General features: G+C 51.4%; 20 protein-coding genes and 1 tRNA gene. 4 read left to right on the top strand and 17 right to left on the bottom strand.

The features are described from left to right. Positions 1 to 6: 6 nt before the first annotated feature. Positions 7 to 291: a YfcZ/YiiS family protein gene (locus HCK03_RS07180; RefSeq protein WP_041146616.1), complete on the bottom strand. Its 285-nt coding sequence runs from the start codon at positions 289 to 291 to the stop codon at positions 7 to 9. Between the two features lie 107 nt (positions 292 to 398). Here HCK03_RS07180 and HCK03_RS07175 point away from each other — a divergent pair, with 107 nt between their 5' ends. Further along, the gene (locus HCK03_RS07175) at positions 399 to 572 is read left to right on the top strand and encodes a hypothetical protein (protein ID WP_167691334.1); all 174 of its coding nucleotides are present in this window, start codon (positions 399 to 401) and stop codon (positions 570 to 572) included. A gap of 91 nt (positions 573 to 663) precedes the next feature. Beyond that, positions 664 to 2,004, top strand: coding sequence for a long-chain fatty acid transporter FadL (fadL, locus tag HCK03_RS07170; RefSeq protein WP_167691333.1), 1,341 nt, complete (start codon positions 664 to 666; stop codon positions 2,002 to 2,004). Positions 2,005 to 2,065: 61 nt separating this feature from the next. On the opposite strand, the gene mlaA is transcribed toward fadL, so the two are convergent. Beyond that, the gene (gene mlaA, locus HCK03_RS07165; protein WP_041146618.1) at positions 2,066 to 2,827 is read right to left on the bottom strand and encodes a phospholipid-binding lipoprotein MlaA; all 762 of its coding nucleotides are present in this window, start codon (positions 2,825 to 2,827) and stop codon (positions 2,066 to 2,068) included. Between the two features lie 270 nt (positions 2,828 to 3,097). Between mlaA and HCK03_RS07160 the strand changes: the two genes are divergently transcribed. Both HCK03_RS07160 and HCK03_RS07155 read left to right on the top strand, forming a co-directional pair. After that, a complete protein-coding gene (locus tag HCK03_RS07160) occupies positions 3,098 to 4,006 on the top strand; it encodes a formate/nitrite transporter family protein (protein ID WP_167691332.1) in 909 nt (302 codons plus the stop codon). A 74-nt stretch (positions 4,007 to 4,080) separates the two neighbouring features. After that, a tRNA-Arg gene (locus tag HCK03_RS07155) sits at positions 4,081 to 4,155 on the top strand. 306 nt (positions 4,156 to 4,461) lie between these two features. Here HCK03_RS07155 and yiaA read toward each other — a convergent pair. The 15 genes from yiaA to HCK03_RS07080 all read right to left on the bottom strand — a co-directional run bounded on the left by yiaA (position 4,462) and on the right by HCK03_RS07080 (position 21,407). Continuing rightward, entirely contained in the window at positions 4,462 to 4,911 is a 450-nt protein-coding gene (gene yiaA / locus HCK03_RS07150; RefSeq protein ID WP_135184186.1) for an inner membrane protein YiaA, read from the bottom strand. Between the two features lie 149 nt (positions 4,912 to 5,060). Then, positions 5,061 to 5,327, bottom strand: a complete 267-nt coding sequence (locus tag HCK03_RS07145) for a hypothetical protein (RefSeq protein ID WP_167691331.1) — start codon at positions 5,325 to 5,327, stop codon at positions 5,061 to 5,063. Positions 5,328 to 5,665: 338 nt separating this feature from the next. Further along, positions 5,666 to 6,202 carry a type VI secretion system lipoprotein TssJ gene (gene tssJ / locus HCK03_RS07140; protein ID WP_206110937.1) on the bottom strand — a complete coding sequence of 179 codons (537 nt, stop codon included), beginning with the start codon at positions 6,200 to 6,202 and terminating at the stop codon, positions 5,666 to 5,668. Continuing rightward, positions 6,183 to 7,286, bottom strand: coding sequence for a type VI secretion system baseplate subunit TssG (tssG, locus tag HCK03_RS07135; protein ID WP_167691329.1), 1,104 nt, complete (start codon positions 7,284 to 7,286; stop codon positions 6,183 to 6,185). Before tssG ends, tssJ begins: the two co-directional genes overlap by 20 nt. Next, a complete protein-coding gene (gene tssF / locus HCK03_RS07130; RefSeq protein ID WP_148250261.1) occupies positions 7,241 to 9,004 on the bottom strand; it encodes a type VI secretion system baseplate subunit TssF in 1,764 nt (587 codons plus the stop codon). The genes tssG and tssF overlap by 46 nt, the downstream gene beginning before the upstream one ends. Positions 9,005 to 9,219: 215 nt before the next feature. Then, entirely contained in the window at positions 9,220 to 9,372 is a 153-nt protein-coding gene (locus HCK03_RS26585; RefSeq protein WP_167691328.1) for a hypothetical protein, read from the bottom strand. 122 nt (positions 9,373 to 9,494) lie between these two features. Next, positions 9,495 to 12,914: an ImcF-related family protein gene (locus HCK03_RS07120; protein ID WP_167691327.1), complete on the bottom strand. Its 3,420-nt coding sequence runs from the start codon at positions 12,912 to 12,914 to the stop codon at positions 9,495 to 9,497. Then, complete coding sequence (locus HCK03_RS07115; protein WP_135184182.1) at positions 12,901 to 14,055, bottom strand: hypothetical protein; 1,155 nt, start codon at positions 14,053 to 14,055, stop codon at positions 12,901 to 12,903. Before HCK03_RS07115 ends, HCK03_RS07120 begins: the two co-directional genes overlap by 14 nt. A 3-nt stretch (positions 14,056 to 14,058) precedes the next feature. Then, entirely contained in the window at positions 14,059 to 14,325 is a 267-nt protein-coding gene (locus HCK03_RS07110) for a PAAR domain-containing protein (protein ID WP_135184181.1), read from the bottom strand. Positions 14,326 to 14,360: 35 nt separating this feature from the next. Beyond that, positions 14,361 to 14,594: a hypothetical protein gene (locus HCK03_RS07105; protein ID WP_167691326.1), complete on the bottom strand. Its 234-nt coding sequence runs from the start codon at positions 14,592 to 14,594 to the stop codon at positions 14,361 to 14,363. Positions 14,595 to 14,620: 26 nt separating this feature from the next. Then, positions 14,621 to 15,115 carry a hypothetical protein gene (locus HCK03_RS07100; protein ID WP_167691325.1) on the bottom strand — a complete coding sequence of 165 codons (495 nt, stop codon included), beginning with the start codon at positions 15,113 to 15,115 and terminating at the stop codon, positions 14,621 to 14,623. Between the two features lie 147 nt (positions 15,116 to 15,262). After that, a complete protein-coding gene (locus HCK03_RS07095) occupies positions 15,263 to 16,009 on the bottom strand; it encodes a hypothetical protein (protein WP_167691324.1) in 747 nt (248 codons plus the stop codon). Positions 16,010 to 16,255: 246 nt separating this feature from the next. Beyond that, positions 16,256 to 17,002 (bottom strand): hypothetical protein, encoded by a 747-nt coding sequence (locus tag HCK03_RS07090; RefSeq protein WP_167691323.1) that lies wholly within the window; start codon positions 17,000 to 17,002, stop codon positions 16,256 to 16,258. Further along, positions 16,999 to 18,876 (bottom strand): lipase family protein, encoded by a 1,878-nt coding sequence (locus HCK03_RS07085; protein ID WP_167691322.1) that lies wholly within the window; start codon positions 18,874 to 18,876, stop codon positions 16,999 to 17,001. Before HCK03_RS07085 ends, HCK03_RS07090 begins: the two co-directional genes overlap by 4 nt. Continuing rightward, on the bottom strand, positions 18,873 to 21,407 hold the full coding sequence (locus HCK03_RS07080) for a type VI secretion system Vgr family protein (RefSeq protein WP_167691321.1): 2,535 nt from the start codon (positions 21,405 to 21,407) through the stop codon (positions 18,873 to 18,875). Before HCK03_RS07080 ends, HCK03_RS07085 begins: the two co-directional genes overlap by 4 nt. Positions 21,408 to 21,527: the final 120 nt, after the last annotated feature.

Genomic DNA, 21,527 nt, shown 5'->3' with positions numbered 1-21,527 from the left:
ACGGAATTAACGCAGGCCGAGCTGGAAAATCAGGGTTTCCGCTTCGCAGCAGAATACAAAATCGATATCCAGCTGCACGCCGCCTTCAACCTCGGTAAAGGTCGGGATAATTTTGCACGGATCGGATTCCACGCCGCGAGCTCTTTCGCTCAACGCCGCCAGGGTTTCGTCTGCTTCAGCGCGGTTGGCAAACACGCGGCTGTAGGAAGCGGTGCAATCGGTGTTGTCCATAATGGTGCCAACATCCATACAGCAGCAAACCGGGGTTTCATCTGCACTAACTTTACTCATCGTAGATTTCCTCTGTATATGCACACAAGGGTGCCAGACAATTAATAGGCTTATTTTACGCCCGGGCGAGGAGTGCCTCCAGTCGTTAATGACGACAACGGCGCTAAGTGACCGAAATCACACTTAAAAATGATCCAAAACAAGAATTACCCGAATCAGCCCCCCTGGGTGAAGGCAAATTTGCCGGCTGGATCGCTTTTTTCGTATCACAATTGAAAAATCTCATAAACAAACTTGCAACATCTCATCTGGTCAGACCTATACTCAGCGCACTGGTCTGATTTCTCTGTCGTAAAGCAGACCCTACACTTCGCGCTTCTGTTACGGCATGTAACATAGTTTAAATAAAAATAACTCAATGAGGTTATGGGCATGAGCCAGAAAACCCGCTTTACCCAATCTGCCCTCGCAGTGGCTGTAGCACTTGTTTCCACACAGGCCTGGTCAGCAGGCTTTCAGTTAAACGAATTCTCTTCATCAGGCCTTGGTCGCGCCTACTCCGGTGAAGGTGCAATTGCTGACGATGCGGGCAATGCCAGCCGTAACCCAGCATTGATTATGATGTTCGATCGTCCAACCATGTCCGCCGGTGCGGTATTTATTGATCCCGATGTGAATATTTCTGGCAAGTCGCCATCTGGCAAAAGTCTGGATGCTGATAATATTGCCCCAACCGCCTGGGTGCCGAATTTACATTACGTCGCCCCGATTAACGATCAGTTTGGCTGGGGGGCATCGATTACCTCTAACTACGGTCTGGCTACCGAGTATGCCAACGATTATGCTGCCGGGACCATGGGCGGTAAGACAGATTTGACAACTGTCAACATGAACCTGAGCGGAGCTTATCGCCTTAACGATCACTGGAGTTTTGGTCTTGGCTTTGATGCAGTCTACGCCAAGGCGAAAATTGAACGTTATGCTGGCGATGCCGGTATGCTGGCTGCGGGCCAAATCATGCAGCAGGTACCTAATTTACCCGCGGCTGCACGGCCAGCCGCGATTGCCAAAGCACAGCAGCTCGCAGCGATTCCAGCGGATCAACAGATAGCGCGTCTGAAAGGTGATGAGTGGGGATTTGGCTGGAACGCGGGTATCCTCTATGAAGTGGACAAAAACAACCGCTACGGCCTAACCTACAGATCTGAAGTTAAGATCGATTTCGACGGTGATTATCGTAGCAATATGAGTACGGCGGTCCCAGGTTTCCCTTACCCAACCGGCGGTTCGACAATCCCGGGCTCTTTGACGCTGAATCTGCCAGAAATGTGGGAGTTGTCAGGTTACAACCGTGTCGCGCCAAAATGGGCCGTGCACTATAGCCTTGCTTATACCAGCTGGAGCCAGTTCCAGGAGCTGAAAGCGACCGGCAGCAACGGCGAGACGCTGTTCTATAAAGATGAGAGCTTTAAGGATGCCTACCGCATCGCGCTGGGTACCACCTATTACTACGACGATAACTGGACCTTCCGTAGCGGTATCGCCTTTGATGATAGCCCGGTTCCAGCCTCTAACCGCTCCATCTCCATTCCGGATCAGGACCGTCTGTGGCTGAGCGCGGGTACCACCTACGCCTTCAATAAAGATGCATCCGTAGACGTTGGCGTCTCCTACATGCACGGCCAGCACGTAGAGATCAAAGAAGGTCCTTACACCTTCCGTTCTGAAGGCAAGGCCTGGCTGTACGGCGCAAACTTCAACTACCGTTTCTGATAAGCTGACGGCATAAAAAAGGGTGAACGCGATGTTCACCCTTTTTATTTATATCAACAGATTACTGCGAGTCGATATCTTTCAGATCGCCCTCAATTGCCTGGGCGTTCGGGTTATCTGCCGGCGTGAGCTTGCCGCCGTTAGCGATAAAGTCATGACGCTGGAAGTAGGCTTCACGCACCAGGATATACGGATCTGAGGACTGGCGCAGCAGGCCATCGGAATCCAGCAGCTGGGCTCGGGTCTCTACCCCTTCAACCGCCCACTTACCGATAGACATCGGCCAGGTCAGCCAGGAGAGTACCGGATAGAGCCCATCGGCCATATCACCGCCTTCATCACGCAGCGTAAAGCTTCCGTAGAACGGCAGCTGCACGTACGGGCCATAGCCAACGCCGTAGTGACCCAGAGTGCTACCAAAGCGATGCGGCTCGACGCGCTGCAGCTGCGGATTAGCCATCCCGGCGACGTCAATCAGGCCGCCCATCCCGAGAATAGTGTTAAGGAAGAAGCGGGTAAAGTGCACCATACCTTTATAGGGATCGCCCTGCAGGAAATAGTTGGCCATCACCGCCGGTTCTTCAAGGTTGCTGGTAAAGTTACTCAGCCCATTACGCGCCGGCTGCGGGACATAGTCACGCCATGCCACGGCTACCGGACGCAGAACGTACGGATCCACCACGTTAAAGTTGAAGTTGAACATCGTACGGTTAAACCCTTCAAGCGGGTCTGAACGCCCTTGCGGCCGATCGCCAGAGCTGGAACTGGCACATCCCACCAGCATTGTGGCGCCGAGCGCAAGCGCCGACAGGCGATAATTCATAGGTGTGTCTCCCTGTTAATTTTGGCTATCGCTGTGGGTCATCCGGGGACTGCAGCCTCGATGAAGATATCGCCCGAAGCAAGGTGCACTCTGGTGCCTGCTTTCAGCATAGCCCTCTTTGGTATAATTGTTGCGTCCTGATTCTATACATATTTTGCAATATTCGTATTGCTATTCTTGCCATTGCACAAAAAATAGGATGTTCACCAGCGCCGTCCACGAAAAATATCTCTACGCTTATGATAATGAAAAATCATTGAGGGAAACGGCATGACTCCACGTCCAGAATCGCCCGATCGCCACAGCGGTAAAGAAGAGATAGAAGTTGAGAGCGACGAGAACCAGCAGGGCGAGGAGATAGAGGTGGATGAGGATCGTCTGCCCTCTCGCGCCATGGCCACGCATGAAGAGATCCGCCAGGAGGGTCAGAAGGAGCTTGAGCGCGACGGCATGGCTCTGCTTTGGTCAGCGGTCGCTGCGGGCCTGTCGATGGGCGCCTCGCTGGTAGCAAAAGGCATTTTTCACGTGCATCTTACCGACGTCGCAGGCGGGTATTTGCTGGAAAACCTTGGCTACACCTTCGGTTTTATCATCGTTATCATGGCCCGCCAGCAGCTGTTTACCGAGAATACCGTAACCGCCGTGCTGCCAATCATGCATAAACCCACCCTCGGTAACGTCGGACTGTTGTTACGTCTGTGGAGCATTGTGCTGGCGGGCAACCTCATCGGCACGGCCATCGCCGCCTGGGCCTTTGATGTTATGCCAATCTTTGACCCTGCCACCCGCGACGCCTTTGAGAAAATCAGCCTGAAGGTCATGCAGAACACGCCGGGCGAAATGTTTGCCAACGCGATTATTTCCGGCTGGCTGGTTGCAACGATGGTGTGGATGTTCCCCGCCGCCGGTGCGGCAAAGATCGTGGTCATAATTATGATGACGTGGCTTATTGCACTCGCCGATACCACCCATATTGTGGTCGGCAGCGTCGAGATATTTTATCTGGTCTTCAACGGCTCGCTGCCGTGGCAGGAGTTTATCTGGCCGTTCGCCCTGCCGACGCTGGCCGGCAATATTTGCGGCGGGACGTTTATTTTCGCCCTGCTCAGCCATGCCCAGATCCGTAACGACATAAGTAATGAGAAAAAAGCGCGGGCTAAAGCTAAAAAAACGCGCTAAGTGGCGATAGATTAAGCAGTCAGCCGATAGCTGCTTAACCTGTAAGGAAAAAAACGCTATAATCCCGCCGCTTCGTCCCCTTAGTTAAATGGATATAACGAGCCCCTCCTAAGGGCTAGTTGCAGGTTCGATTCCTGCAGGGGACACCATTTCGACCGCTCCTGATACCTACCCAACTCAACAAAATCCTCTGATGGCCGGCAAAAAACGCTTAATCCTGGCCGTGACGTCTAGCCGATTCAGCGCGAATCAACAAACATTTGGCAGGCCGATCCTGTTCAATCTCCGCTAGTCTCAAGGATACCCAGGAATGTGCGTCAGGTAGCCCTGAAAGAGGATCTGCTGGCTGGTAGTTACTGAGGAGATTTCAGAGCCGATCGCTACGGTTTAGCACTACAGCTTCGGAGAAACCACGAAAGCAGCCAGTGCGCAGGCGAGCCTGCACACCATTAAATTTACTCGTCTTCCGCAAGGGGCTGTTCAGAGACTTTTGTCTGCCCCCTGTCACCGCGTAAAGAGTGACTATCCCTCACGTTTTTCTGCACCGATATGGCGCCAAACAGGCACAAGAAAAAGGCAATGGCATAGAACCCCTTCTCACTCGACAACAACGTAGCATTCCACAGACCAACCGCCAGCAGAACAATAGAGATGGTAAAAGAGGTGACGCAGGAGACGTAATAGATTTGGCTGGTAGGAATACCCTCGATGCGATCGCGTACTGTTTTCTGCAGGGATACCGAAGCAAATAGCCCAAGCAGCATCACTGCGAAGTAATATCCCCTCTCGTTCAGAGCCATATCAGAACGCCAGAGACCAACCAGATAGACCATAACACCGCCGATCAGAGCTAGCCATGACATGGCATTAAATGCCGGGGAAGTATTCATCGAACTTGTTTTCATTAATGACCTCAATTTTTGTTAATTATTAGCGCCGGGATAACCTTCGGCATTTACATTGGTCGTTGATTCCTGTGCACCAACAACTCCTTCCAGAGGAGTAAATGCGGGAATAACCTCCAAACCACCAACGCGAGGTTTAACCAGAAAAATTACAGTTCGCGAGAGGGAATTAACGTCAGAATAAAATTTCCCGGCGTCTTCGAAGTGGCTTCAGCAGTAAGTCCGCTCTTATCCGTTTTCCCTTTAAGCACGGTCCCGTCAGGCGCTGTAATTTTGTAAGGCACACCAACAAGAGGAGAGTTAGAAAGTGGATGCTTTACAACAAAATCAGCCCGGTAAAGATCCTGGTTTTTATCAGTACATCCCTGAATCATAAATGCAACCAATACAGCTAAAAGATATTTGTAACGCGTCATTGGTTCTCCTTTTAAAAAATAGTGACAGGTCAAGCTGGTGTATCCAATCTTTTCCCAGGATTTACCAGAAGATATTCAGAAAAAAGTGGTTCGTAATTCAATTGATAACCTCTAATAAAATAGAAACCCCATCTCATACATTAATGAAAATCATAATCACTTAGGCATTACCAGCACAGCAATAACCCAATAAATATATCCAAATAAAAAAACAAAGAATTAATTATTAAAATCTCAGATCCTGCTACGACAGAAGCGCTAAAATCACGCTAAAAAATATGTTTTCATCAAGTATCTGGCCAGACCGGGGGGCCTCATACAACGACGGACGGCGGGCCTCATTCATCTTTCAGCGCCTTCAGGATCAGCAGGTTGTTCCACGCCTCGATGACGCGGGCTTTATCCGGATCGAGATCGTCACGACTGAGCACCACACGCCAGGTGTCGTTCGCCTGGTCCGGTGACATAAACATCCCGGCCACCGCCACGTACTCAGCCTCTTCCTCCATTGGCATATCGACCATTACCGCCCCACCCGGCTGCAGGCGGATATCTTTCTCCGCCACCAGGTCTGCTTTGATGGCCTGACCGTCAGCCTTAAACAGTGACGGGTAGTCCGTCGTATCGAAGGTTTTGCGCGCCTTGAGCTGGTAAATGCGTACGACGGTGGACAGCGCCACCCCGCCATCATTGTGGTTCACCGCCTCACGAGCCCGAATGTCGAGGCGAAGAGTTTTTACCTGTTTATAAAATATCGATTTGGTTACAGCAACGGTGCCCTCCGTGACTTTCTGGGTCAAGCCACAGCCAGCCAGCATCAGCGAGATGCCCGCGACCAGTGTAACCAGGGGAAATTTACCAGCGGTAATCGCCATCTTCATCGGTCTCCCTACGGTGAATATTTTCCTGAACTCGCGCATAGCGGCCCAGATTGATGGTTATTGTTTTGGCGGATATTACGGTATTCGCTACATTCAGCGGCCGCATCACGGCGGTGCGACCCAGCTGCACGGCGCCCGTTTTGGGGTTAGTGTTCATCGTCGCATCCGGCAGCAGGCTGCGGTCGACACACAGCTGCAGGCGGACATCCAGGCGTGCTCCAGGATACACATGCAGCAGCGCCATCAGGTCCGCATGAAGCTCTCCACCCGGTAACCAGCCCTGTACTTCAGTTGAGTCAGTGGTCGTCAGGCGCAGCAGCACCCGGCTGTTCACATCGGTGGCATAGTTGCCCATCACCGGCCGATTTATCAGGGTAACAGGATGACTGACACTCATGGTCAGGGGCATCTTCAGCGGCACACGTCGTTTGTCGTGGTGCCAGATTTTAGCCTGCGTGTTGGGTGCCAGTAGTCGCACCAGGGACGCCAGTCCTTCTGCGGTGCGCCCCGGCAGCAACATCACAGGTAACAGCGCGAGGAAACGTGACGCGGGGGCAGCGATGCTGTCCGTGCAGCCGTCAATCCCAAATCCTGCCAGCCCCAACAGGTACTGCGATATATCGTCCTTGCCCCCTTCTTTAAAGCTCGCCGGGTACGAATATTTCCGCCAGATGCGGTAGTACTGGGCAATCAGCCGGTGGTTAAAAATATCGAGGAAATCTGCGGTGGCTTCATACCCTTCCCGACGTTGGGCGATGTCATCGATATAATGCGTCGGCAGCGGGGACTGCAAGCCATAGAGCCCCATAAAGGTGATGCGCACCGTAGGCGGCAGGTGTGACTGCTCAGCAGGTTCGAACGCTTTGATTTCGGAAGCCGGGAATCCCATCCCGGGGTGCGGCCTGAAGCGCACCGGCTCATGACGCACCTGCCAGGTGCTGCCGGTTAGCGGTTTACCCGGCTGACTCTGCTCGAGTAATTGACAGAAGCGATAAAAGTTCATGTACGGCAGATGCTGCCGTATCTGTTCCATCAGCCGGGCAGGCGTGGGCTGTGATTCTCTTTCCACCGGATGCATTTTCCTTCTGGCTGTACGATGAGAGTGAGCTGGTTAAACTGGTTCATGTCGGCATACAACGCAAAGAACCGGTTGAGCATTTCACCAAAGAGGTGAATATCCCCCTCGCCGGTAAATCCGTTGCTGTCGAGGGTAACTTCGATATCCAGACCTCGCAGCAGGAAGCCCTGCTCAAACCGCTGAAGACGGTGATGCGTCACGTTCTGAATCGCCTCCAGACGCCGGGTGTTCAATTCATCTTCCTGCCAGTTATAGAGCGCCAGCGTGCCGCGCAGCACTTCGGCGGTGCTCATCATGTTCAGGAACCCGGAACCGAGGTGGCTCAGTACCCGCCAGTGGAATCGGTCTTCCGCAGGTGGATAGACAGGCAGCGTGGGCTTACAAAGATTTTTCACCGACAGCGATGTCTGTACCACCTGCTCGCAGCGGTCCAGCAGCGCGCTCTGCAATGCCCGGCGCGGCAGTTGACCGTTGGTACCGGTGATTTGCAGCGAGACGGCTTCGCGTTCAAATAACCGATCATCTTCCCACTGGTGACCGCCGAGGATAAGCCAGGTGTCATACAGCCCGGTGACGCCACGCTTTACACGGGTGTGGTAATAACGTGGTGGCGCATGACGGCGCATCATCCCGCCCTTGTGGCGGAAGCTGCTGAATGGCACATACTCGGCATCACTGGTGCGGTTTGAGCCGGTGACCGCATCCACGGCATAAATCTCGGTGTGTCCGTCCTGCAGGCGTTTAGGACGCAGCAGGTACTCACTCTCAAGCCCGGTGATAGTGAGAGGATCGGCTTCCAGCGTGAACAGGTTAATCACCGGCACACAGTGCAGACGAACCGCGTCATCGGTGACCGGCAGGTCTGATGGCCACGGCGTACTGAACACCACTTCGATGTCGAAATACTCCGCCCCGGCAGGGGGTGTAATGCCGTCCAGACCGTTGAGGTGGACAAACATAAACTTGTCGCGGAAGGTGAAATACTCCAGCAGCAGCTGGTAACCGCTGAAAGCGGTGTCTCCTTTCGGCCACAGGCAATCTTCCTCCGCAAATCCACCCGGCGAGAACCAGCCGTCAAGCCGGATACGGTCAGTCTGCCCGGGCAGTCGCATGTACAGCGCCGCCTGACGTTTGGTCAGCATCAGATGCAGCTGACTGCTGACCTGTGTATCAGTCCCCAGATAGAGACTCAGGTGACTGAAGTCGGCGTGTGACCAATCCGCCTGCGTACTGCAGGAAAATCGCATCCGCAGAAGTGAGCGACCGTCAGGTTCAGTGGTCATAGTAATGTCCGAAACGCTCAGCGGATTGAGCATCACATCCTGAGTGGTGCGGTAACGACAAACGGTGTTCTTTGGCCCCACCGGGCGGGAATATATCTCAAGGCCCGCAGGAATGGCTTCCGCCATCTTCACAGCCTGAAGCACGGGCGTGAACGCTACTACCGAAAGTGACGGAATGGTGCGCAGATAGTGCGGCCAGAGCATGCTGACCAACCCTTCGGTCAGTTCCGGTAGGTCGTCGTCAATTTTTTCCCGTAGCCGCCCCATTGAGAAAGCAAAACCTTCAAACAGACGTTCGACATACGGGTCGGGCGTACCGGCCTTATCCAGATCCAGCATCGACGCCCGATCGGGGTGAGTCTGGGCAAATTCTTTTGCGGCTTCACGCAGGTAGCGCATTTCCGCATCGAAATAGTGCAGGGTTAAATCTTTCATAAAAATAATGACTCAAATTAAATTCTTATCCAAAAAAGTGGAAACTATCTCACCACTTCTCGATCGATGAGGGGGATGGTTTTAATTTCCCCATTTGAAATTCTCTGTACATCCGGGGCTGAAATGGCCCGCAGCGTATCGTGATGCAGACTTTTCATCAGGCGGTACGCTGACAGCCAGCCGTCGGGCTATTCGCGCAGGTATTCGCGGAACCTTCAGGCCTGAGCCTGCAAATCCTGTCCGGAGACGGTACGCCCGATGGCCGGGGCATCACCGCAACTGGCGGTGGAAGGTGTTTCACTGTGCGGGCATTCTGCAGCACTGTGCATCTGCTGGACGTTATCGTCATAGCCCGGTTCATCACTCATGGATGACGACCCGGGCAGCGCCTGCAGCCAGCTGTCCCACTAAGTCACGCGTTCACGGATAGCGGCAAGAGGTGGCGTCTGTTCGGCCTAACAGGCGTTCAGCAAAATATTCAGGGTGCTCATCAGTAGACCTCCTCGGCATCATTGTCTGCACTGGCGATCTGGTCTGACACCGCCACGTCGGTTGTGCTGAAGATGGTCTCCGGCAGACGGAAGCTGCGCAGTTTCAGCAGTGCCAGCGGCCCCTCTCCCGCTTCGGTACGCAGGGTGTAATTCAGTGTGCGACCGTCCTGCGCCTTCCAGCTCAGGCTGTAACTACTGCCCACACCCGGATAAGCGCTGACCGCCGCTTTATCCAGCAAGCGTATCCAGCCCCAGGCTCCCGGAATATCCGCATACTGGCGGGTGCCCGCCTGGGTACTTATCCAGCTCAGGTTCGCACCCGGGGCTTCTGTATCCGCAGGCCACTTGAATCGTTTCCACGGCGGCAGCTGGTTCAGGTAGGTCAGCTTCTGGCTATCGATAATCATGTCAGTCTGCATGACGCCAGCGGCAGTGCCCGGACGCAGTTCGAAGTTCATGCCGGCATTGCCTTCGGTGAAGGCCACATCCGAGATATGACTCAGGGTGTTGATGGCATTGAGGAATGCTGGGTTAAAGGACAGCCCATGTGAGTTGACGCTGTCCGGTACCCAGTGGTTGCCCTCTTTGTGCAGCACGCCTTTGAGGCGGGTCTGCAGGAACTGGGCAATACGCCCGGAATCAGTATTGAGGTATTTAGCCAGTAACGGCAGGGAGACATCGCTGCTGGAATTGTTAAACGGATAGCGTCCCCCGAAGGCACTGTTCCACTCAACCACCACCGCCTGTTGCCACTGGGTATTGAGGCTGTCGACCGCCGGGGTCAGCACCTGCTGCCAGGCCTGCTCCATCGGGTTCACAAATATCGTGCGACCAAAGCCGCTCCACTCCTGCCCCAGACCGGCGGCAATCAGGCTTCCGTAGTCACGGGTTTCGGTGAGGTCCACGGCCTTGCCCTGGAATACGGTCTGGGCAATGGCCAGGGTCATGGCCTGCGGGTCGGCGGCATTGGTCACCTGCTGCAGACGCAAACGAACCTGCGTTACACGGGTCAGATAGGACTGCAGACTCAGCGCCTGCGCACCGGTGTTGCTTTTATCCATCAGCGCCAGTACCGGACCAAAGGTTGCATCCAGCGGTCCGTGAACGCCGGCGCTCTGGTCAATGGCATCTTTGTTATCACCGCCGAGCAGGTGTTTGGCCGATTTCACCAGGGAATCGGAAATGGCTTCGCCAGTCTGGCCGGTGCGCCCCTGCACGTTCAGGGTGTTCATCAGCGCCACCAGAGGCGACTGGCGCACGTCCGCCATCAGGGTCAGCTGGTCAATAGAATCCGACAGCGTGGCCGCATGGCGAAGCCGCAGGCTGTTGAGGAACGCCAGCCAGGCCCCGCCAAAGTCGGCAAAGTAACGCTCCGTCAGACGCTTTTTCAGCGCTTCCGGCGAGGTCTCGTCCTGTTTACTCACCTGACGCTTGCTGTCAGTCAGCACCCAGTCGAGCTCATCCCGGCGCGCCTTCACCACCTTCTCGATGGCAGGCTGCACGGCCTGCTCCCAGGCCTGGCGGGTAAACATCCCCGGTACAATTTCGGTGGTGCTGAACAGACGAGATGCATCGGTATCACCGGCCATCTCTTCGAGACGCATATCAACATACAGACGCGCCGCCTGCGAGAGCATCTTCTGGTACAGGGTCGATTCGCTGTTACGTACGCCCATCAGACGAACCAGCAGGGAACGCGCCTGGCTGACCATGCTCTCATCGGTACGGAGTTTCCACTCCGGGTGCGCAACCAGCTGCGCACCATAGAACGACAGCAGTGACGGAGCCACGCCCTGCCAGATACCGTCCTTCACACCGTCACGCTTCGGCCAGTCGCGCAGCAGCGCAGAACTGAACCAGGCGGCGTCCATATGCTCCGGACGGGCCAGCATCAGCCAGAGCTTGAGCTGGTCATAGGTGGTTTTTGCCATCTGCTCGCGCAGCGGGCTGCCCGGAGGTAGCGCGTTAAAGGCGCTGACCTGCTTTTGCAGGTGGCCTGCGGCCGCATCCCGCAACAGCGGTAGCGCGCTGTCCTGATAGCGTGGCCAGAGTGCGGCCAGCAGCGCATTGTTCTGACTCAGCCCGGCCCGCTCATACCACGGCACGCCATGCTCAGAACGGTACTGCAGACGGGCCAGTGTTTTCTGCAGTTCGGACAGCGCATGCAGGCGCTGCTCCAGCGGCTGGTTTGAACGAGATGCCATTACGGCCTGAGCATTAGCGCCGTCAATTTGGCTGCGGTTGGTGACATACGCGATGCCCATCCACGCAGCCCAACCCACCATCGACAGGGCGACAACGGACGCAAATACTTTACGCCATGGAATGCCCGGTTTGTGTGGACGCAATCCGGCAGGGAGTGTCCTGACTGACTCAGGCAGAACTTCCCAGCGCTTATCCATACCCCAGTGATGCGGCACGGCACGCTCAGCACCGGCAGAAGGCTGGCTGAATACCACCCCAGCCAACTGCAGCGGGCGGTACGGATTGAGCATCACCGACAGCGGTGCGGTCACGCTTTGTGGCTCACGAATGAGCTGGTCGGTAAGCGTCAACAGGAAGTTATGTTTCACCTCACCGCAGGTCTGCTGCAGGCCCTGTGAAGTCAGTTTCGGTGTCAGGGCAGCGAGCTGCCCGGCCAGTCCTTCGGGACTGCATCCGGCAGGCAGCAGACAGCCGGTCGCCTGAGTAATACGCCCTTCCGGCTGACCGGCGCGTGGATGCAGGGACCAGACATACAGCGGGAGCTTCCAGCCAAGCGCTTCCATACGTGCGCTGATGGTGTGAGACAGGGAATCCATGGTGCTTTCAGACGGTACCGGCAGCGGCTGCTCGAGCCCTGGTGCTAAGAGCTGGTCAAAGGCCGAGGTGACCCACACCAGCCCATCCACCGGGCGGCGGCGCAGTTTACGCAGCGCGGTCAGCCAGGCACTGTCGGCTGGCGTATTGAGGTCACCGCCCCACAGCAACAGCGTGCCGCGGTCTTCCTGCCAGAGCTGAGCTGTGAGACCCGGAGTCAGTTGCTCTACTTCAACGGCAGTACCGGTTATCAACAGGATGCGTGTTTTACGTCCCCAGCGCCGACCGTAGAGGTTACGCATGGCTTCACGGATGGTGTCGACGACAACGTTACGGGGGGCAGTCTGCTCAACACGCCCCTCATCGACGGGCAGAACATTTTTGCGTTTTGCCTGAAAGCGATGCCAGCCCTGTTTAATGGCAAGCGTAATGGTTTTGCCATGGCGCAACAGCATCAATAAAATAAGGGCACCGGCAATAACCAACCCTTTAAGTAACGGAGTATGCAGCCCCATTTGATCGCCAAAATGCCAGATACCCCAGGCAATTCCGCCTGCTAAAAGTGCGGAGAAGCCCAGTCTTCCCCAGCCTCCGCGCCATGCTGAATCACCCGTGGTCATCGTTTCGGTTCCCTGTTTGCACTGTATTAATAAATTTCTGCTCACCATCTGTAGAAAGCATCAGACAATCTGTTTTTTGTATGTTCACGATATCGCTGGCGACTGCTGCCATTACCCATGGAGAAAAGGGGCCGCTGAGCCCCGCATATTTTTCCAGCCAGTGGAGTTGTTCAGGTTTCCAGTGACCGTCATAATCTTGTGCCGCTGCGAGCAAATCAGAAAATGCATTACCCCATTCCACTCTGTCGCCGACAATACTGGCGGTGGCACAGGCCTGAGTTTGTGTCGAGAAAAACGTATCCAGCGATTTTTCTGAAATCGCCATATCAAGAGCCATTGGACGCAAAAGACGGGCGTTAAAAGAGAGCTTATATTTTGTAGCCACATCATCGGAGGTCAACAGCAGGACAGCCAGCACATCACTGTACGCATCTCGCCCCTTAGTCTGATGAACCAGGATTAAATCCACATCCAACGTCGGTGATTTAATTCGCTCATCAAGTGAGAGGAAGGACTTTGACTTAAGAATGGTCAACAGTGGCACCAGACGATCAGGAATGGCTGTCTGCCAGGCATGTACAAATTCATCCTGCAATGCTGGCAAATCATCTTGAGAGTCGGTCAGCAACGTGACGGCGGGTTCTATATCTGAAGGCAACTTTGCCAAAGCTGGATTTAACCCTGCAAGCAAAACAAAAAAATGAGCCTCATGATCGTGCAGACAAATTCGTCGGGTCAGAGATGTGCTTTGCTCCAGCGAAGGCGGGGCAGCCAAAAAATTTTGAGATGTCAGATTTACAGGCAACATTACACCGCTGTGCAGTACTGTGATATTGCGACCAGCCCAGTCCATCCACTGTTGTTGCGCAAATTCTGCTTCACCGGATTCAAATTCGTGTTTGTCCACCGCATTGTTATAGAGCCAGCCACGCAGACAGAGAAAGAAAAACCAGATAACTGCAGGGAATGCGGTGACAGCCCAAAGATTAAATGTTTGAAGTGGCCCTGCCAGTTGATTGGCATGCAAGACAAACAACAGTACACACCCGACCAACGCGAGAACCCCCAGCATCATCCACAGGATGAATGAAGGTTCTTCGGGCTTAGCCGATATCGTTGATTTCTGACGCTCCCAGCTCATTAATTATCCTATTACACAATCCGGTGCACTGGAGATCACCTGACAACCACACTCACAATGGCAACCATCCACAACTACGGCTTTGCCGTCAGAGGTCCATTCAGATGATCCTTCAATAATGGCATTAATGCCATGCCCATTTTTTGGGCAACTGATTTTATCGCCAACGAGGGCAACCTTTTTGCCATTTACAACTATTGTTGATGAAGCAGAAATAACCTGGCCGCCGTGCGTGGTTTTATCACCAATCAATACAAATCCTTTAGACACATGCCCTCCCTCCCATAACAGCCATTAATAATGTTTTAGCGAGATTTCTGCTTTACAAATTCATACTTCGTTTTTTCTGAATTAGGGAAGTAACGATCTATTATTTCATCTCCATTAGGATAAATGAGCGTATATCCACCACCGTTCTTCTTTGGAGGAACAGCATTAACAACCATATCAGAGTGAAATATGGGTTCAAATACAATGCTATTTGCGTCATGGACACGATAAGTCAACATTGGCTGGCCTTGTACGCTAAGAACTAACATTTCCTCATCTGTATTCTTTTTTCTAATTAAAGGATAGTAACTTTTTTTATTTCTATAACACCATAGACATCATCATAATGCCCATCTCCCCTAGGGGGTGCATTTCTATCAAAAACAAAAACAATATCACTGGGTATACTTCTCTTAACCCCTCCCCCGAATTTCTTCATGTTATGATATTGAAAATCAAATTTTATATTGCTTAATTTCCACTCACACTGGCCACCACCATCAAGAGCAATATTGTTACTCACTCTATCGCTCCCTTTTTCCGGATTAAAAGGAACAGTCAGCAGATGATAGCCAGCCCGAGAAGTTATCTCGCCCGTTGAAGTAAATATTTTATCTCTGCATTTTTCAGAACGATAAATCACATCCATTGGAAGAATATCGATATCGACTGGTTTCTTAACTGCAACTTTTACGGTTTTACCATTTGGTGGCGGAGAAAGATCTTCACTTAGCGCACAACCATTCAGTGCTAATAATGGCAGCAGGTATAATACATTAGTCGTTTTCATTCATCGCATTCCTGTTTTGTCTTGCAGAAAAGCTCCCGTATATTCCCTTAGGAATCCAGTTCAACAATCTCATACTTCAATCACTAGGCATGGTCAAATATTAAAAGCAGGACTACAACTCACTTACAAAACAGTAAGTTAACATACTCATTTCATTTCTTTGAGTCTTTTAAAGTCGAGTGGGTAAGAACCTTTTTTCTTGATAGTTTGAGTTCCATCCGGATAAATTGATAATGTGTTATCACCAATTTTTTCCGGACCTAATATTCTGATAAGCCTATCGGAATGTACATTAGGTTTGAAAAATATACTTTCCACATTGCTAGCTCGAAAAGTCAACATTTCCTCACCTTCAATGCTAAGAGTTTTAGCATGATCAATAATACGATCATGTACTACCAAAGGGTAATAATCACTCTCTATTTCTATAGCTCCAGAAACATTCTTATAATGCCCATCCCCACGTGGGGGGGAGTTTTTATCAAAGACAAAAACGATATCATTAGGAACATTCTTTTTAATATCAGCACCAAATTTTGCCATATTACTGAACTTAAACTGGAAACGGATATTGCTGAGCTTCCACTCACACTGACCACCGCCGTCCAGCGCAACACTGTTGCTCACAGTATCACTATCCGGTTCTGCCTTAAAAGGAACAGTCAGCAGATGATATCCCGCCCGTGAACTTATCGCTCCCGTTGAGGTGAATATTTTCTCCCTGCATTTCTCTGAGCGATAAATCACATTCATTGGCAGAATATCGTCATCAGTAGGTTTAACAACGGCAACTTTTACGGTTTTACCATTTGAGGGAGGAGAGAGATTTTCGCTTAGCGCACAGCCGCTAAGTGTTAATAAGGGCAGCAGGTATAATACAGTAGCTATTTTCATTCAACATATTCCTTTTTTGTCTTACGGAAACGCTCCAGGGCGGGCTTCCCTTCAGGCATCAGCTCTGTCACTCTCAGGGTTTCCACTACCAGGCGCTGCAACGCGGCAAACAGTCGATTTCTTTCCTTTTCGTTATCCGGGATACCGGCATCTGATAACTGTTTTTCGAATGCGGCCCTGCTCTCCTTCCTTTTAATAAGAATGTAATACTATAGAGGCGGTGGTAACCAGCAAAAGTTACCGGGTTTATTTCATCGACTTTAATTTTTCAAAATTAATAGGGTCGGGCCCTTTTGCATTAGTTGTTTGAGTGCCATCAGGATATGTGGTTATAGAATCCTCACCAAATTTCTCTGGCCCTAATACATTAACAACCTTATCAGAGTGAACGTTAGGCTCAAAAAGAAGACTCTCTGAATTACTAACTCTATAAGTCAACATATCTTTATTTATTAACCTGAGAATTTTAGCATGATCTATCATGCGATCATTTCTAACAAGGGGATAATAATCTTGCTTAATTACAAAATCGCCAGATATATCTTCATAATGCCCATCCCCACGTGGGGGGGCGTTTTTATCAAAAACAAAAACAATATCATTAGGAATATTCTTTTTAATATCAGCCCCAAATTTTTCCATATTACTGAACTTAAACTGGAAACGGATATTACTGAGCTTCCACTCACACTGACCGCCACCATCAAGGGAAATATTGTTGCTCACTATATCGCTCCCCTTTCCCGGATTAAAAGGAACGGTAAGCAGGTGATATCCCGCCCGGGAAGTTATTACTCCCGTTGAGGTAAATATTTTCTCCCTGCATTTCTCTGAGCGATAAATCACATTCATTGGCAGAATATCGACATCAGCAGGTTTAACAACGGCAACTTTTACGGTTTTACCATTTGAGGGAGGAGAGAGATTTTCGCTTAGCGCACAGCCGCTAAGTGTTAATAAGGGCAGCAGGTATAATACAGTAGCTATTTTCATTCAACATATTCCTTTTTTGTCTTACGGAAACGCTCCAGGGCGGGCTTCCCTTCAGGCATCAGCTCTGTCACTCTCAGGGTTTCCACTACCAGGCGCTGCAACGCGGCAAACAGTCGATTTCTTTCCTTTTCGTTATCCGGGATACCGGCATCTGATAACTGTTTTTCGAATGCAGCCCTGCTCTCTTTACGTTTCAGAGGGGCATCGGGGCAAACCAGCTCCACCAGTTGGTCATTAATATACGGCAGATAGGCGGCAGGCATAAAATGGTTGCGTGGGTCGGTAAGTATGGAGTCTAAATCCGGATTAGTGTTTTTGGGGAAAAATTGCTTCAGGCTGTCGGGAGTTAAAGATCGAATAAATTGTACTTCCTGATTTTTCGCAGAAATGCTTTTCTCCTCCGCCAGGGAGGGAATTAAATAATATTTTGTTTTTTTAGGCAGACGGTACTTTATCCTGCGGCATTTAGGGGCGCTCATTGAGCCTTCGCATTGCAGGCTTTCCACCACCTGGGTGGTATAATAGAACAGCACAATATCTCCATGATGCCAGAAGCAATCCCCCACGGTAATACCGGTGATTTTTTGTGAGAGCAGTTCCGCTACAGACCATGTTGTACCCAGTACGCTACCAACCGGACCATAAATCTCATAAAACCAGTTATAGAGATTTACATCCATCGGTACGCTGGTGATGGTATCCGAGTCATTAACGTGCCGGTAATGCGTAATGTCCGCAAGCTGCAGAATAGCGTCGGCGGTAAACACCCTCGGCATACCGTAGGTATAAAGAAGCGGTTTTATTGGTTTTAACTCTGCGGCATAGATTAATGCCAGTGCTCCTCCTAAGCTGTGCCCACATAAGAATAGTTGTTTCTTTTCATTTATAAACGATTTTATATCATCAAAACTCGAAGGTGACATCTCCTTAGCATACTCAAAAGCATCTAAAAAACCCTTATGAATTTTACCCGTTGGCGCAAGATAGGATGGGCACTCCTGTGGGCTAAAGGTAATATCCGTTACCCAGTCCCTCACCTCCTGCGTACCACGCCAGGCCACAATGACATGTTCACCGTTGGAAACATAAAATAACTGAGTATTATACTGAATAAAACTCCCGGCGGTAGTGACAAAGCGTGGGTTGATATAGCGCCTGCTAAAAGGGACATCTTTAACTACGGCGTAATAGTCGTGCTCATCACTTAATTTCGGTGCAGCGGAGAGATCGACACATTCCTGCTCGAAATATCGAATAATTTGCTCTTCCGCAGAGTAAGAAAGATCGGCCATTATTCCCAGATTGTAGGCGTTAACTATCGAATAATCCGTTTGATGATGCAACATTAATGACCATGCGCGAAATGGGCAGACTTCAAAAACATACCGGCAGTTAAGTTTTTTTATCGTCTGTCCGGCGAATCTTCCGTCAGGGAAATGGTATTCCGGTGGATTCGCTTTATCTTTCCATTCCGGCATCATCTCAGGAAGGGTATCACACAACTGGCCTATTTTCAGGTAACGATATTCGTATCCTTCAACAGCTGCTTTAGGTTTTACAGTGGAATCATCCTCACTGCGCCCAAAGGGCCTCAATGCTCTTTTTTCCATCTCATCCGCAAGCGGTTTTGCTTCAATATGCAAAATAAGTTCAAGGGGGTGCAACCCCTCGATTCGAATTATACCATTGGCGTCGCTTTTTCCGGTATAAGAAACACACTGACTACGAGTCGCTGCATTCTCAGCCACATATGGCATATTGGGGATATGGTCTTCGCGTTCATCCAGGAGCTGGATCTCAACCCAGTATTTTTTTTGTTTACCGGTCCAGGCATCCGGGTATTTACATTCCAGGGATGTAGTAGCTGTACTCATTGCTTTTCTTCCTTGATATCAGACATTTCTTCATCCGGGAATTCAATTTTTAGCGCTGATGGCATCGCGGTGAACACTCGCATTGTTTTTCCATGCTCATCAGAGACGCCCTCATATACCTCACCTTCTCCAGTTGTGATTCTGAAAAACGTAAAAGGTTGAATCTCCCCACTATCAGGATCTTTTAATGTGAAACCCTCGCCGTATCCTTTCGGGAATGTACGCGGCGGAGTGTTCAGCGAGGCTGGTCCCATTTTCTGCGCATTGGTACATTTCAATAAAATATTTCCCGGTGCCCCCAACTCGATATTACCACCACTGAGTTTGATATAGGCTCCACCACAGGTGATCGACAATTCCTGACTGGCGTTTATGGACACTTTCCCTTCGGCACTGTTTATCGTGATGTCCTGTAGTGCCTCTACGTTAAGCTCTCCTTTCTGGGCCTGGATATCCATTTTTTCTGCGCCAGCAACCAATTTCATCCCTTCTCCCTGCGCAAATACGCTGACTGTTTTGGTTGCAGCAAGCGTAATTGACTCCCCGGCGCTAATGTCCGTATTTTTACATGACATCAGTCCAACACTTGCGCTCCCCGAAGCTATGCGTACCGATTTAGGGCTAACAATTCCTATCCCATCAGGCGCATGGGCCAAAATACCTGCCTGCTTCAAATCTTCCAGCGCATTATTAAGCTCTTCCTGGGAGCCTGAATCACTTCGTGTAGCTCCAGCTTTTTGAACAATTTCGCTTAAGCTTTTTGCCAGTGATAGTGCGTTTTTAAGCTGCTGAATTGCATCCTCCATGTCCATCATTCGACCTTGTGCACCTTGTTGTGCATCAGCCGAGATGAACACCCCCTTTCCCCCCCGAACAGCCACCCAGTCATCCGTTCGCAGTTCAGCGCCCTCGCCCCGCAACAGTCTGTCATCGTCAACATTGTGGCCTAAATTGAGTTGGGTTTTGCCGCCATACTCCGTACTGAGCTTGACATGTTCTTCGCCGCGCTTGTCCTCCATCCGCAGCTTGTTCAGGCCAGCAGTGCGGATAACATTGCGCGTGTTGTTGGCCTCAGTGACGTGGTCGACATGGCGGGAGTCGTGCATAGCATGGGCGATATACGGGCGGTCCGGGTCGCCCTCATGAAACGCAATAGCGACTTCAGTGCCCTGTATCAGCGGGAAGTGGAAGCCGTATTTGTCTCCACCGTAAGGTTTGGCAAAGCGCACTGGCATGCTTTCCATACCCTGGCGTTTATCGTCACGGTCAGCATCAAATTTCACCCGGTACATGCCCGATGCATCCTGCCAGGCGTAAATATCGTTATCTTTGGCGCTGGTCACGCGCGCCATCAACGTGCCGCTGACCACCGGGCGCTTTTTAGCGGCAGGACGCCAGCAGCGGTTCTCGTAGTACGGCATCGCTACCCATGCCACTTTCAAGGCATTCTTACGGCTGGCGTAGTAGCCAGTGCGGATAATAACAACACCGTTCTCAGTTTCACGGGGCAGTGTTGGCGGGATGACCAATTCGGTAATAGTCAGTACCTGTGCCGGACCGAGGGTGTGGTCGGTGCTGCTGCCGGTCACCGTGGTTTGGGTAGACAGGAAGCGTTCATGCTCCAGACGCGCCCAGAAATTACCGGTTTCTGCCGTCGGCGTGATTTTATCACCACGTTCAAGGTGACGTGGACGGTAGTGATACACATCACCGTAGGTGTTCCCCTCCCCGTCGCCGCGGGTCATGTCAGCCGGTACGGACATTAGGACGTTCTGTGCTTCGCGGTGGTTGTAGTCACTGGACGTAACCGAACGCTCCACCACGTTATGCCAGACGTTCACATCCCACACCGAGTCGGCCATATTATCATTCGCCCCTGATGGGCTGTTCAGCGGGAGCTTTTTACCAAACGTCCATGAGCTCTGCTTGTCCGCGAATTGCACCACTTCAGTCTGGGTATCAGGCTGCAGGGTGAAGAAGTAAAAAATCCCCACCTCAGCCAGCAGACGTTCGATAAAAGCGAGGTCGTTTTCCTGATACTGGTTAATCTGCTCACGCTTTGGATAGTCGGCTTTGAGGGTGAACTCATACTCCCAGCCTTTCAGGCCATGTTCCGTGAGCACCTCTGCAACCACTTCCGGCACCGACTTGTTGACGAAAAAGCGGTGAGTGCGGAACTGATTGCCCAGCAGCGCCAGAAACGGCTCCAGCACAATGCAGTACTGCGCTTCATCTGCGGAACCACCGGTACGCTCGAAATGGGTAACCACCCCATGAACCACTTTTCGCGCCGTCAGGGAGAGCAGGTTGCCCGCGCCCATGGTTAGTGTCGCCGGCTTACTCAGCATCTGGCGAGCATCAATGTTCTTGTCGGCGCTGGTGAAGTTGATGGTGTACCTGTACAGTGCACTCATCGCTTCAGAGCCGCTGAAACCTTCCACGTCAATATTTGCCGCACACGACGGAATATCCAGTTGGTAACGGTTTAGTGGAGTTTGGATTAAACTGCTCAGTGTATCTGTCAGGCTCACGATCTTTACTCCGTGTAATATGTCAGCATCCTGAATGACCAGTGATGGAAAGAAAGACAACGATATAAGGTTTAAGTTATTTTATTTAGCTACTCCACCGTATAGCCACGTTATCTCTAT

This window comes from Klebsiella terrigena, from assembly GCF_012029655.1.
Classification (GTDB): domain Bacteria; phylum Pseudomonadota; class Gammaproteobacteria; order Enterobacterales; family Enterobacteriaceae; genus Klebsiella; species Klebsiella terrigena.
The sequence above is the reverse complement of the archived record's forward strand: the minus strand, read 5'-3'. Positions and strand labels throughout refer to the sequence as shown.

Bases quoted from the DNA above. Each gene is read 5' to 3' on its own strand.
- HCK03_RS07180 (WP_041146616.1), bottom strand. From the start codon at position 291: ATGAGTAAAGTTAGTGCAGATGAAACCCCGGTTTGCTGCTGTATGGAT.
- fadL (WP_167691333.1), top strand. From the start codon at position 664: ATGAGCCAGAAAACCCGCTTTACCCAATCTGCCCTCGCAGTGGCTGTA.
- mlaA (WP_041146618.1), bottom strand. From the start codon at position 2,827: ATGAATTATCGCCTGTCGGCGCTTGCGCTCGGCGCCACAATGCTGGTG.
- HCK03_RS07160 (WP_167691332.1), top strand. From the start codon at position 3,098: ATGACTCCACGTCCAGAATCGCCCGATCGCCACAGCGGTAAAGAAGAG.
- yiaA (WP_135184186.1), bottom strand. From the start codon at position 4,911: ATGAAAACAAGTTCGATGAATACTTCCCCGGCATTTAATGCCATGTCA.
- HCK03_RS07145 (WP_167691331.1), bottom strand. From the start codon at position 5,327: ATGACGCGTTACAAATATCTTTTAGCTGTATTGGTTGCATTTATGATT.
- tssJ (WP_206110937.1), bottom strand. From the start codon at position 6,202: ATGGCGATTACCGCTGGTAAATTTCCCCTGGTTACACTGGTCGCGGGC.
- tssG (WP_167691329.1), bottom strand. From the start codon at position 7,286: ATGCATCCGGTGGAAAGAGAATCACAGCCCACGCCTGCCCGGCTGATG.
- tssF (WP_148250261.1), bottom strand. From the start codon at position 9,004: ATGAAAGATTTAACCCTGCACTATTTCGATGCGGAAATGCGCTACCTG.
- HCK03_RS26585 (WP_167691328.1), bottom strand. From the start codon at position 9,372: ATGAGTGATGAACCGGGCTATGACGATAACGTCCAGCAGATGCACAGT.
- HCK03_RS07120 (WP_167691327.1), bottom strand. From the start codon at position 12,914: ATGACCACGGGTGATTCAGCATGGCGCGGAGGCTGGGGAAGACTGGGC.
- HCK03_RS07115 (WP_135184182.1), bottom strand. From the start codon at position 14,055: ATGAGCTGGGAGCGTCAGAAATCAACGATATCGGCTAAGCCCGAAGAA.
- HCK03_RS07105 (WP_167691326.1), bottom strand. From the start codon at position 14,594: ATGTTAGTTCTTAGCGTACAAGGCCAGCCAATGTTGACTTATCGTGTC.
- HCK03_RS07100 (WP_167691325.1), bottom strand. From the start codon at position 15,115: ATGAAAACGACTAATGTATTATACCTGCTGCCATTATTAGCACTGAAT.
- HCK03_RS07095 (WP_167691324.1), bottom strand. From the start codon at position 16,009: ATGAAAATAGCTACTGTATTATACCTGCTGCCCTTATTAACACTTAGC.
- HCK03_RS07090 (WP_167691323.1), bottom strand. From the start codon at position 17,002: ATGAAAATAGCTACTGTATTATACCTGCTGCCCTTATTAACACTTAGC.
- HCK03_RS07085 (WP_167691322.1), bottom strand. From the start codon at position 18,876: ATGAGTACAGCTACTACATCCCTGGAATGTAAATACCCGGATGCCTGG.